The sequence below is a fragment of the Prevotella dentalis DSM 3688 genome (genome assembly GCF_000242335.1).
Taxonomy (GTDB): domain Bacteria; phylum Bacteroidota; class Bacteroidia; order Bacteroidales; family Bacteroidaceae; genus Prevotella; species Prevotella seregens.
In genome coordinates this window covers 1,409,944-1,422,820 of sequence record NC_019960.1, presented here as the reverse complement: position 1 = coordinate 1,422,820, position 12,877 = coordinate 1,409,944, and the positions used below count along the sequence as shown (strand labels likewise).

Below are 12,877 nucleotides of genomic sequence, written 5' to 3'. Positions count from 1 at the left end.
CCCCATCACCCGTCAGCCTATGAAGAAACTGCGCTTTGCCCTCTTTGGTAACGAGTACCAGGTCAAGAAGTCGGTGGCCGTGCGGCAGCTCGTCGACACGCTGCGCGCCCACAATTCCGAGGTTTATTTCGACCGTCCCTACTATGAATTTCTCGTCAAAAGCGGCGAGGAGCCTTGGTGTTCGGGCGTATTCGATGATTACAACTTCGACGTGGACTATGTGATTTCACTGGGCGGCGACGGCACTTTCCTGCGCGCTGCCAGCAAGGTGGGGGCCAAGGGCACGCCCATCCTCGGGGTGAACATGGGTCGGCTGGGCTTTCTGGCCGAAGTGTTGCCGGGAGAGGTGGGCTGCGCCATCGACGAGATTTATGCCGGAGAATGCCGTGTAGAGCGGCACACCGTGATTATGATCGAGGCCGAAGGCGAGCCCATCGAGGGCTCTCCCTATGCTCTGAACGACATCGCCCTGCTGAAACGCGACAACGCTTCGATGATTTCCATCCGGTGTAGTATCAATGGCGAGTACCTCGTGACCTATCAGGCCGACGGCCTGCTCATCGCCACACCGACCGGCAGCACGGCCTACAACCTCTCCACGGGCGGGCCCATCGTGGTGCCGTCGGCCGATACACTCTGCATCACTCCCGTGGCTCCCCACAGCCTAAACATCCGGCCCATCGTGGTTAAGGACGACAGTGTGATACGGCTTGAGGTGGAAAGCCGCAGCCACAACTTCCTCGTGGCCATCGACGGACGGTCGGAAAAGCTGTGCGAGGGCACGCAAATCACCATCCGCAAGGCCCCCTACGAGGTGCAAATGGTCAAGCTACGGTCGGCCCGTTACTTCTCCACGCTGCGCGAGAAGCTGATGTGGGGAGCCGACCAGCGCGGATAAACCCTTGAGACCCGAGACAGAACATGCGTATGCAACTCTTTAGACAGAACCCCTTGAGACGGTTGGGCCGGTTGATGGCGGGCTCTAACAAATACTCGGCCCGCAGCATTCTGCGCTGGTTGTGGTGGGCCTGGCGCGGCAATCGGCTGCAGGCCGTGCTCAATGCCCTTATAGGTCAGGCCTCGGTGGGGGTGTCGCTGGCCCAGGTGTGGGCGGTGCAGCACGCCGTCGATGTGGCTTCGGGCGTGGTGGCGGGCTCCATCTACTGGGCCGTGGCCCTGATGGGCGGCCTTGTTCTGCTCGACTTTGCACTCAATATCTCCAGTGTGTGGGTGCGCAATATTCTTGGCATCCGTGCACAAAACCGCATGCAGCAACACATGCTCGACCGCATCCTGCGATCCGAGTGGCATGGCAAAGAGAAGCACCACTCCGGCGATGTGCTCAACCGTTTGGAGATAGACGTGAACAATGTGGTGGGCTTTCTCACCGAGACCATTCCCAACACGCTCTCCGTGCTCACGCTGTTCGTGGGTGCTTTCTGCTATCTTTTCGTCATGGATGCCCGCCTGGCGCTCATCACAGTGGGCATCATTCCGGTGTTCATAGCCGCCAGCAAGGTCTACGTTCGCCGGATGCGCCACCTCACGCGAGCCGTTCGTTCGTCGGACTCCAAGGTGCAGAGCGTGCTCCAGGAGACCATTCAGCACCGCATGCTCATCAAGACACTGGAGAGCGAAGAGCCTATGGTGGGGCGGTTGGAGACCACACAGTGCGAGCTTCGCCAGCGCGTGGTGCGCCGAACGCTCTTTTCCGTGTTCAGCAATCTGGTGATCAACCTGGGCTTTGCCATGGGTTATTTGGTGGCTTTTCTCTGGGCAGCCCTGCGCATGTCGCACCACAGCCTCACCTTCGGCGGCATGACGGCTTTCCTGCAACTGGTGAACAGGATACAGAGTCCGGCGCGGAGCCTCACCCGACTGGCCCCGGCTTTCGTCTCTGTGTTCACTGCGGCAGAGCGCTTGATGGAGCTTGAGGAGGACCGACTTGAGGAACGGGGCGCTCCCATTGACCTCGACGGGGCCTGCGGGGTGCGCTTCGTCCATGCGTCATACCGCTATGACGACATTGACGGCGACGTGATACGCGACCTGAGTTTCGACTTCTACCCGGGCTCGTGCACGGCCATTCTCGGCGAAACGGGTGCGGGCAAGACCACGCTGGTGCGTATGATTCTGGCCCTCTTGGCTCCGCAGAAAGGGCGGGCCGAGGTCTACAACGCCCACCGCCACTATGTGCTCTCGCCCCGGCTGCGCTGCAATTTCGTGTATGTGCCCCAAGGCAACACGCTGATGAGCGGCACCATCCGCGACAATCTGCGGCTGGGCAAGCTCAGTGCCACCGACGAGGAGATGTACGAAGCCCTGCACAAGAGCTGTGCAGACTTCGTGATGGACCTGCCGGCAGGGCTCAACACCGAGTGCGCTGAGGCCGGCGGCGGCCTCTCCGAAGGCCAGGCCCAGCGCATTGCCATTGCCCGTGCGCTGCTGCGCGACCGCAGCATCATGCTTTTCGACGAGGCTACTTCAGCCCTCGATCCCGAGACAGAGCGGCAGCTTTTGCGCAATATTCTGTCGGCTCGGAACAAGACCGTCATCTTCATTACCCACCGCCCGGCCGTGGTGGACTACTGCGACCAGACATTAAGAATCGAGAAAATATAAACCACAGACAGCTTATGAAGAAAGTTTTGCTGGCAGTTGCGCTGCTGAGCGCATGCCTCTCAACGCTGCATGCACAGAAAAAGAGCGAAGACCTTGATGCCAAATACGGAGCCGAACTGCTGAAGTCCGGCACCCAGGCCCCCGACTTCAGTCTGCCCGACACCGATGGACAACTCGTGAACCTTAGACACGAATACAGCGATGGCTATACGGTTATCGACTTTTGGGCCTCTTGGTGCGGCGACTGCCGCCGGGAAATGCCGGCCGTGAGCAAGCTTTCCGAACAGTATTTCGAGGATGGCGTGCAGTTTGTCGGCGTGTCGTTCGACACCGATTCAGCGCAGTGGAAGAAGTGCGTGCGGGAGAAAAACAAGATGATTGGCAAGCAGGTGTCTGAGCTGAAGAAGTGGAAGGAGACGCAGGTGTCCAAGGATTATCACATCAACTGGATTCCCACGCTGTACCTGCTCAACCCCGACGGCACGGTAAACCTGGGCACGGTAGATGTGAACAAGCTGTCGGATCGTCTGTCCGAGCTCAAGGCGGCCGGCAAGTTTGAGCCTTACCAACAGAAGATGCCGGAGTTTCCTGGGGGAGTACCGGCGTTGATGCAGTTTGTGAAAGGCCATCTCCGTTTCCCCAAGACTTGCGAGAAACTGGGTGCCAAGGCCCGTGTCGTGGTGTCGTTTGTGGTCGATCGTGACGGTTCCGTCAGTGACTTGGCCATCAGTAACTATACGCAGATAGGCAGCATAAAGGTCAAAGGCCCTGTGACGGTGGACGAAATCAAGGAACAGGAGACGCTCTGCCGCACGCTTTTCACGCAGGAGGCCCTGCGTGTGGTGCGTGCCATGCCCTGCTGGAAGCCCGGCGAGAAAGCTGGTCGAAAGCAGAGAGTAAAATACAACATGCCTTTCAAGTTTGCTTATTAATCCCCCAAACTGCAACTTTCTACTGCCGTTCAGCGTCTTTTCATCATGATGATACACCTCAAAGACATCAACAAGACCTACTTTGGAGCCCAGCCCTTGCACGTGCTCAAGGGCATCAGTCTTGACATTGACGAGGGCGAGTTCGTTTCAATCATGGGTGCTTCAGGGTCGGGCAAGTCCACCTTATTAAATATACTCGGCATTCTCGACAACTATGACAGCGGTGAATACACGCTGGCCGACACGCTCATCCGCGACCTCAGTGAGAAGCGCGCCGCCGAATACCGCAACCGTTTCATCGGTTTCATCTTCCAGAGCTTCAACCTCATCGGCTTCAAGACAGCCGTGGAGAACGTGGAACTGCCTCTGTTCTACCAAGGTGTGTCGCGCCGCAAGCGTCATCAGATGGCCCTCGACTATCTGGATCGGCTGGAGCTTTTGCCCTGGGCCGACCACTATCCCAACGAAATGTCGGGCGGACAAAAGCAGCGCGTGGCTATCGCCCGCGCCCTCATCACCAACCCCAAGATTATTCTCGCCGACGAACCGACGGGTGCCCTTGACTCGAAGACGAGTGTGGAGGTGATGGCCCTGCTCAAGAAACTCAACGTCGAAGAGCGCAAAACCATCGTCGTGGTGACGCACGAGAGCGGCGTGGCCAACGAGACCAACAAGATTATCCATATCAAAGACGGACTCATCGGCCGTATCGAGGAGAACCTCGACCACAACGCCTCGCCCTTTGGAGGCGCGGGACCGATGAAGTAATTCAAAACTTAGGATTCAAAATTCACGATTTCCTTTTCTTTTTTCTTGTTAAATACCAGTCTCTATGCGTGATGTTCTCGAAGAAATATGGGCCACGGCCCGGCGCAACAAACTGCGCACGGCACTCACGGGCTTTGCTGTAGCCTGGGGCATTTTCATGCTCATCTTTCTGCTGGGAGCCGGCAACGGACTTATCAATGCCACCCAGCAGAACTCCGACCGCTTCATGGCCAACTCGATGCAGGTGAGTGGCGGTGTCACGTCCAAGGCCTATCAGGGACTGATGGAGGGCCGCGACATCACCCTTAACGATGCCGACATGCAGACTACTCTGCATCGGCACGAGCAGGTAGTGGACACCATTGGGGCCACCATTGCGCAGGGCAGCGTGCAGGTTTCCGCGGCCGACAACTACGTGAACAGCACGCTTCGCGGCGTCTATCCCAATTTGCAGCAAATCAATAAGATAGTGATGCTCCACGGTCGCTTTGTCAATGATATTGACAATGCGCAGCAACGCAAGACGCTCGTCATCAGCGAGACGCAGGCACGCGAGCTTGTCGGCAACGGCAGCCTGGCCTCACTGGTAGGCCGCTACGTCAAGGCGGGGCAGTCGGCTTTCCGTGTAGTGGGCATCTATCAGAGCGATCAGAGCGGGATGAACACCGACGCCTACTGCGCTTTCACCACGCTTCGCGCGCTCTATAACCGCGGCGACAAGGTGGACAGAATCGTCTTTACCTTTCACGGACTGGAGAGTCAAGAAGCCAATGAGGCTTTCGAGAAGCAGTACAAGGCCGAACTGAACACCAACCACCGGGCAGCCCCCGACGACGATAACGCCGTGTGGATATGGAATCGCTTCACGCAGAACCTGCAAATGGAGATGGGAATGGGCATCATCCGCACGGCCTTGTGGATTATTGGCATCTTCACCTTGCTCTCGGGAGTCGTTGGTGTGAGCAACATCATGCTCATCACCGTGAAAGAACGTACGCGCGAGTTTGGCGTGCGCAAGGCCATCGGGGCCACGCCGTGGTCCATCTTGCGGCTGATTATCATCGAGAGCATCATCATAACCACCTTTTTTGGCTACATCGGCATGATGCTCGGCGTGGCCGTCAACCAGTACATGGATGCCACCGTAGGCCACATGCAGGTGGACTCCGGCCTGTTCAAGGCCACGATGTTCGTCAATCCCACCGTGGGATTCGACGTTTGCATCGAGGCCACTGTGGTGATGATCCTCGCCGGTACCATGGCCGGCATCATTCCGGCACGCCGTGCCGCCCGCATCCGTCCCATCGAAGCATTGAGAGCAGAATGAAAATAGACATCGATACTTACCGTGAAATTCTCGACACGCTGACGCGCAACAAGACGCGATCGCTGCTCACCGGCTTCGGCGTGTTCTGGGGCGTGTTCATGCTTGTGGCCCTCATCGGGGGCGGTGCCGGCCTGAAAGAGTTGCTCTCGAACAATTTCGCCGGCTTCGCCACCAACTCGGCCATCGTCTTTGCACAGCCCACCACCAAGCCCTGCGACGGCTTCCGGAAAGGCCGCGAGTGGAATATGGAATATAAAGATGTGGAGCGGCTGCGGGCCCAGGTGCCCGAACTCGATGTGGTGTCGCCCGTCATCTCCATGTGGCAGCGCACCGTGGTCTTCGGCGACAAGAAGACCACGGCCTCGGTCAAGGGGCTGCTGCCCGAGTATGCACGCGTGGAAGAGCCCAGCCTGTACTACGGCCGCTATCTCAATCAGATGGACATGGCCCAGCGGCGCAAGGTGTGCGTGCTTGGCAAGAAAGTCTACAAGTCGCTCTTTCCCGGCGGCGGCGACCCTTGTGGACAGCTGGTTCGCATCGACTCAATGTATTTCAACGTGGTGGGTGTAGACTATAGTTCGGGCAACATGAGCATCAACGGCTCGGCCGAGGAGAGTGTGGTCGTGCCGCTTACACTGATGCAACAGGCCTACAACATGGGCAGCGAGGTGCACCTTATCTGCGTCACCGGCAAGCCCGGCGTGACGATGAGTCGCATCACGCAGCACATCCGCGGGGTCATTGCACGGGCCCATCACGTGGATCCCATGGACGAGAAAGCCGTGTCGGTGTTCAACACCGAGGTGATGTTCGGCATGGTCGACAGTCTGTTCAAGGGGGTCAACTTCCTCATCTGGCTGGTGGGCATCGGCACTTTGCTGGCTGGAGCCATCGGCGTGAGCAACATCATGATGGTGACCGTGCGGGAGCGCACCACCGAGATTGGCATTCGGCGGGCCATCGGGGCCACGCCGCGCATGATTCTTTCGCAGATTGTTTCCGAGAGCATTGTGCTTACGGCCGTGGCCGGCATGAGCGGCATCCTGCTGGCAGTCATCATTCTACAGATGCTAGAGGTGGGCAATACCACCGACGGCATAGCCTCGGCCCACTTCCAAGTGGGCTTCTGGACGGCTCTGGGGGCCGTGGCCTTGCTGAGCGTGCTCGGCGTGCTGGCCGGTCTGGCACCGGCTGCACGGGCCATGAGCATCAAGCCCGTGGATGCCATGCGCGACGAGTAGGCTCGGTTGACAGCCCTCCCGGACATGGATGGGGAGGGCTCCCGACTGTGGGAATCCTTGGAGAACAGGGCATGCGCACATAGGAATTAAACAAGCAAAAGATATGAAAAGGTACATCAAGTTTATGGTGGCAGCGGTGGTGCTGCTGATTTTCGTGGGCACTTTTGTGTTTCTGTGGATGAAGAGCCGTCCGCAGGCCGATGCCTACGAGGAGTTTTCGCCGGTGGTGCGCGACATTCGCAAGACCACCATCATCACGGGAAAGATAGAGCCGCGCAACGAAGTGAACGTGAAACCGCAGATTTCGGGCATCATCACCGACATCTACAAGCAGGCCGGCCAGCATGTGGAGGCGGGCGAGGTGATAGCCAAGGTCAAGGTGATACCCGACATGAGCCAGCTGTCGTCGGCCCAGTCGCGGGTGCGGCTGGCCGAAGTAAATGTGCGCCAGGCACGGGTGGACTACGACCGCGAGAAGACGCTCTACGACAAGGGGCTGGTTTCGGGCGACGAGTACGACAAGAAACGGCAGGCCTACGACCAGGCCCGCGAGGAGCTGCGCGCCGCCAGCGACAACCTGGAGGTGGTGCGCGACGGCGTGTCGTCGCAGAACGCCAACACCAGTTCCACGCTCATCCGCTCCACCATCAGCGGCCTCATTCTCGACGTTCCGGTGAAGGTGGGCAACACGGTGATACTCTCCAACACTTTTAACGACGGTACCACCATTGCCACCGTGGCCAACATGGGCGACCTGATTTTCCGGGGCAACGTGGACGAGACCGAGGTGGGGCAGATTGTAACAGGCATGCCCATGAAGATAACCATCGGTGCTTTGCAGAACGAGAAGCTCGGCGCCTCGCTCGAATACATCTCGCCCAAGGCGGTGGAAAGCAACGGAGCCAACCAGTTTGAGATTAAGGCGGCCGTGCACAGCGTGGGCGGCACGCAGATTCGTTCGGGCTACAGTGCCAATGCCGAGATAGTATTGGCCGAGGCCCGTGGTGTCGTCACGGTGCCCGAGAGCGCCATTGAGTTCAGCGGCAACGACACTTATGTGTATCTGGTGGGCGGCACGCCCGAGGCCAAAACCTATACCCGCCGCAAGGTAACCACTGGCCTGAGCGACGGCATCCATATTCAGGTGAAGAGCGGATTGGGCAAAGGCGACAAGGTGCGCGGCCCGAAGATTGTGAAGGACAGTGAAGGGAAGTGATGATTCCCCAACCAACATCCCCATGGTCAAGCTCAACAACAACTTCCTGCCCCAGGATGGGCAGTACCAGCACCTGCTGGTCTACAAGAAAGCAGAGTGCATTTGCGACCTCACTTTCTACTTCTGCCACCACTTTCTCGACAAATACAAGGATCGCACCGTGGACCAAATGATTCAGGCGGCGCGCTCGGGCAAGCAGAATATCGTAGAGGGAACGGCAGCGTCGGCCACCTCGAAAGAGACGGAAATCAAGTTGATGAATGTGGCCAAGGCCAGCCATCAAGAGTTGTTGGAGGACTATCGCGACTATCTTGCCCACCACGGCTTCCGGGTATGGCAGCCTGGCGATGCCAAATACGAGCAGGTGCGCCGGGCCTGCCGGGCCCACAACGACCGCGAATACTACATGCGCGACATCGATAAACGCAGTGACGAGGCACTGGCCAATATCTGCATCACGCTCATCTGCCAGGAAGACCAGATGCTGCGCAACTACATAGAGAAGCTCAAACAGAAGTTTCTGGAGACCGGCGGCATCAAGGAAGAGATGACGCGCGGCCGTCTGGCCTACCGTCAGCAGCACCCGCAGAGCCACCAGTACCCGGCCAACGACCATGAGTATGCCCGCCGCTGCGACGAGCTCATACGGCGCGAACAGGCCGCCTTGCAGCGCGAACAGCAGTTGGCAGCCCGCGAACGTCAGCTCGCCATCCGTGAGCAGGAAATAGCCCGGCTACTCAGAATGGCGGGAAGTGAGGGAATAGGGGAGGATAAGCAGCCGTAGGAGGGGATAGGTGGTGATGGGAAATGTGATAGGCACCTATAGGCTTTTATAAGCTCTCTTGTAGGCTATTATAAGCTTTCTTGTAGGCTTTTATAAGATATTATAGGCTCTTATAAGTTCCTATAAGTGCCTATAAAAGCTTATAAGTGCCTATCATTTCCTATCCAAAGCCTATCACCACCTACCAAATCCTATGCTCTCCCATCGGCTTACCGCACGATTTTCTTGCCCCCTTGGACATAAACCCCGCGGCGTAAGGGGGCATTGGCAGGCAGTTGCACCCCTTGGAGGGTATAGACGGGCGAGGCATCCGAGGTGTTGGCAGAGGACTGGGAAGCACCGGCAGAGGGTTGGAAGGAACCGGCAGAGGGCCAGAAAGTACCGGTCGCTGGCCGAGAGCTGCCAGCGAGGGGCGGGGCAGCGATGCCCGTGGGGTCGAGCCCGACAAACCGTTGCAGCTCGAAAAGGGCGGCGAGGGGGCGGCCCGTGTTCTGCGTATAGAGCGAGGCATTCCACCAGGAACTGCGGGCCGGATTCTTATCGGCCCAGAACTCATTGTCTTCGGGCAGCCACCAGAAGAGGCCGGTGACGCGGCTGTGTCGGGCGAGCTCGCCGATGAGGTCGAGCGTGAACTGCCTCTGGCCGGCCTCGGTCACGGGCCATGCTCGCTGCACGGCACTGCTGTAGTCGCCATTGAGCGACCAGCGGGCTCCGTAACCCGTCTCTACAATCATGATGTCTTTGTCGGCATGCTGTGCCTCCAGCGTGGTGAGGGTGGAGGCGAGGGTGGAGAGCGGGCCGTGGTAATCGGGGTAATAGCTCAGCCCGATGATGTCGTAGTCCACCCGGTTGCCCAGCGTATTGTAGAAAGTGGTGACGTTCCAGGCACTGCTCAGCTCGGTGTGGACAATGATTTTGGCCTGTGGACACACCTCGCGGCAGCCCTTGATGCCGGCCTGCAGATAACCGACGAAGTTGGAAAATCTGCCCGTGCCGTATTGGGAGCCGTCGGGATAGCAGCGCCCGGTGGGCCAGAGCATGCCGAATGTCACCTCGTTGCCCGGCTGAATGAGGTCGGGAGCCACGCCGTTGGCCTTGAGATGCTCCAGGCAGCGCACGGTGTAGCGGTACACGCTGTCGGCCAATACCGAGGGGTCTGAGCTGATCCAGGCCGACGGTGTGGCGTGCTGCCCCGGGTCGGTCCAGGTGTCGGAGTAGTGGAAATCGAGTATCAGCGCATAACCTTCGGCCTTGATGCGGCGGGCCAGGGCCGTCACGTAGTCGAGGTCCTGGCGCACGCCCTCCTGCCGGTGGGCGGCCGGAGCCTTCGACGGGTCGACGAAGAGGCGCACGCGCATGGCGTTCCACCCGGCCTCCCGACCCAGATAGGGCAGGAGCTGCACCTGCGTGCCGTGGGTGTCGAGATAGTGCACGCCGTGCTCTTCATAGGTGGGCAGCAGCGAGATGTCGCCGCCCACATACTTCTGCGCCCCGGCCAGCAGCGGGCAGAGACACAGCAGGGAGAATAGTTTTTTGATGTTGTTCATCGTCAATCAGTTTGGGTTGATGGCTGCAAAGGTACGAAAAGAAAACAGGAGTAGGGGAGGTTGGCCAAGCCAACTTCCCCTACTCTTGAGAAAAAAACGGGAATTGCCGAGGCCGAAGCCTATTTCACCACTTTCTTTCCCTGGTGCACGTAGACGCCTTTCTGCGTGGGCCGGCCGCCGAGGCGGATGCCCGAGAGCGTGTGCCAGGCCCCGTCGTCGCCCGTGCCCACGGTCATGCCGCGCTGAATGCCAAGTGTGGGGTTGGCCTCGGTGGTGCCGATGTTGTACCAGCCGCCGTCGGTAAAGGTCATGTCCTTGGTCTGGTTGGTGCCCACGCCACTGCTGCCGTTGTTGAAGATAATCATCGCCGGCGGCGTGGTCTCCGTGCCATAGTAGCACCATTGCCACACATAGCCGCCGTCGCCGGCCTTGGCAATGCGGTAGACGTGCTCGTTGTCGCCCGGCCACGAAGCGTTGTTGTCGGGAGTGTAGTTGGCTCCATTCTCCACCCAAGCCCAGGCGTAGACGTCGGCTTCGCTGCCCCACGAGGCCGGTGCAATGAAGTAGGCGTGGTAGGTGTAGCCGGCGGGGGGAGTCTCATAGACCACGGAATCTTCCACCTCGCCCGCCTTGATGGTGTACTGGCGGGTGACGGTATGGGTCACCTGCCCGCCCACAAGGAGCCCCACTTTGAGCGTGCAGTCCTGCCCGATGGCGACGCTTGTGCCGCTGTCCACGGTCGTGCCGTTGGAGGCCGAGGGGTCGGAACTGTCGGTGGTGTAGACCAGCCGGGCCCCGCCGTTGGCCGACACGGCCGTAAGCCGGGTGCTGAAGGCCTCGGCATAGGTGCCCGAGGGCTTGTCGGCAAAGGCCACCTCAGTGGAGGGCGAGAGGTACAGGGCGTAGTGCCGGCCGCTGAGCACCTTGACATAGCGGCTGGCGGCGGGGTCGGTGAAGCCGCTGCCCACGCAGACGAGCAGGGTGCCGCGGCTGCCGTTCACGGTGTTGGCATAGTAGGCCTTGCTGCTGCGATAGTTGTTGTAGCTGCTCGTATTGGCGATGCCGGCGGCCTTACGCACGTCGATCATGGCCTTGATTTCGTTGGGGTAGGCCAAGTAATGCTTGTAGAACACGCAGGGTGTGCCCGGCATGGCCAGCATATAGGCGTTGGCGGCCAGCGTGTCGCGGCGGATGGGATCCTGCTGGTTGGTGGCCGAACGCTGCTCGGTGTCGTGGTTTTCAACGAAGGTCACGGCATACTGGCGGTAGGCGCCGTTGTCGTTGGAACTGCTCACGAGGGGCCAGTTGTCATCGTTTTGCTGCCCCAGGCGGCTCCAGTCGCCGCTGCCCACGGCGTTGCGCACGGTGTAGCGGAACTGGAAGTCGAAGGCTGCCGTGGTCTTGCCGGAGCCATTGATTACGCTCTTGATCTTGGCGTCGCCGTCCCACACCTCGCCCACGGCGAACTTCGGGCCGGCGTAGTTGTTGTAGTCGGCCAGATGGCTGGGCGCAAATCCTTTGGCCACGTCGTAGCGGAAGCCCGTGTAGCCGAGGTCGTCGATGAGGTATTTGGCATAGGCCTTGACGATGGTTTGCACGTTCGTGCTCTTGTGGTCGAGGTCGCGGAAACCGCCGAAGTCTTCGCCCTCGTCGATGTTGCTGCTCAGCGTCACGCCCTCGAGGATGGCTTGGCGGGCCGTGGCACCCCCGTCGTCGTTGGCCGTGATGTCCTGCGGCGTCATCTGATAGGTCACGCCTTGGTAGGTCTCGGCGGGGAAAGTGAACCAGCCCGAGGTGCTGCGGTGGTTCACCACAACGTCGGCAATGGTGCCGATGCCTTTGTCCTTGAATGTTTTCATCATGGACCGCAGCTCGCTCTCACTGCCGAACGACGAGTTCTGGTTGAAGTAATAGTAAGGGTCGTAGCCCATGGAGAGGCCGCCTTGGGTCTTTCCGCTCTGCGGCACCCACACCAGGTCGAAGTATCCAGAGAAGTCGGCGGCCTGCCTTTCGAGGCGTGTCCACTTGGCATCCTTGAAGCCGTCCCAGTAGAATCCCTGCAGCATCACGCCGCCATAGTCGGCCGGCCATCCTTGGGCGGCCATGGTCATGGGCAGCGTCAGGGCTGCCATCATGAAAGTGTGGAAACGTTTCATCATCAACTTTTTAGTTTGGTTCTGCCGCGAAGATACGATATTTTGGCACATCATCGTCTGTATGGGCTGAATCAATTGCCGTTCATTCCGTGCAAACGATTGCGCGTAGAGGGGTGGAGTTCCTTGTAATCGCCCCGCGTCCACGTCGTGTTCGCCCTGCGCTTGCGGCGTAATCGCAGCGCGTTTGCGGCGTTTTCGTCCGGCGTTTACGGCGTGACGGCGGCGGGATGGCAGGGGGAACGGCCCGGGCCGGGGCCGTGAGGGCAAGCAAAAGGGGCGGCTCT

The 12,877-nt window shown here is 59.4% G+C and carries 10 protein-coding genes; 8 read left to right on the top strand and 2 right to left on the bottom strand.

Going from position 1 to position 12,877, the window contains the following annotated elements; all coding sequences use genetic code 11:
• Window positions 1–19: 19 nt before the first annotated feature.
• The 8 genes from PREDE_RS05625 (at window position 20) to PREDE_RS05590 (ending at window position 8,890) form a co-directional block, all read left to right on the top strand.
• Entirely contained in the window at window positions 20–898 is an 879-nt protein-coding gene (locus tag PREDE_RS05625) for an NAD kinase (protein WP_005844933.1), read from the top strand.
• Between the two features lie 74 nt (window positions 899–972).
• Entirely contained in the window at window positions 973–2,622 is a 1,650-nt protein-coding gene (locus PREDE_RS05620; RefSeq protein ID WP_044126915.1) for an ABC transporter ATP-binding protein, read from the top strand.
• Window positions 2,623–2,636: 14 nt separating this feature from the next.
• Complete coding sequence (locus PREDE_RS05615) at window positions 2,637–3,554, top strand: redoxin domain-containing protein (RefSeq protein ID WP_005844929.1); 918 nt, start codon at window positions 2,637–2,639, stop codon at window positions 3,552–3,554.
• 48 nt (window positions 3,555–3,602) lie between these two features.
• Entirely contained in the window at window positions 3,603–4,322 is a 720-nt protein-coding gene (locus PREDE_RS05610; RefSeq protein WP_044126801.1) for an ABC transporter ATP-binding protein, read from the top strand.
• 64 nt (window positions 4,323–4,386) lie between these two features.
• Window positions 4,387–5,649: an ABC transporter permease gene (locus tag PREDE_RS05605; RefSeq protein ID WP_005844925.1), complete on the top strand. Its 1,263-nt coding sequence runs from the start codon at window positions 4,387–4,389 to the stop codon at window positions 5,647–5,649.
• Window positions 5,646–6,890 (top strand): ABC transporter permease, encoded by a 1,245-nt coding sequence (locus tag PREDE_RS05600; protein ID WP_005844923.1) that lies wholly within the window; start codon window positions 5,646–5,648, stop codon window positions 6,888–6,890. The genes PREDE_RS05605 and PREDE_RS05600 overlap by 4 nt, the downstream gene beginning before the upstream one ends.
• 103 nt (window positions 6,891–6,993) lie before the next feature.
• A complete protein-coding gene (locus tag PREDE_RS05595; RefSeq protein ID WP_005844921.1) occupies window positions 6,994–8,106 on the top strand; it encodes an efflux RND transporter periplasmic adaptor subunit in 1,113 nt (370 codons plus the stop codon).
• Window positions 8,107–8,128: 22 nt separating this feature from the next.
• The gene (locus PREDE_RS05590) at window positions 8,129–8,890 is read left to right on the top strand and encodes a four helix bundle suffix domain-containing protein (RefSeq protein WP_005844919.1); all 762 of its coding nucleotides are present in this window, start codon (window positions 8,129–8,131) and stop codon (window positions 8,888–8,890) included.
• 209 nt (window positions 8,891–9,099) lie between these two features.
• Here PREDE_RS05590 and PREDE_RS05585 read toward each other — a convergent pair whose 3' ends face one another.
• Window positions 9,100–10,437, bottom strand: coding sequence for a glycosyl hydrolase 53 family protein (locus tag PREDE_RS05585; RefSeq protein ID WP_005844917.1), 1,338 nt, complete (start codon window positions 10,435–10,437; stop codon window positions 9,100–9,102).
• Between the two features lie 119 nt (window positions 10,438–10,556).
• Window positions 10,557–12,593 carry an alpha-amylase family glycosyl hydrolase gene (locus PREDE_RS05580; protein WP_015298533.1) on the bottom strand — a complete coding sequence of 679 codons (2,037 nt, stop codon included), beginning with the start codon at window positions 12,591–12,593 and terminating at the stop codon, window positions 10,557–10,559.
• Window positions 12,594–12,877 lie beyond the last annotated feature (284 nt).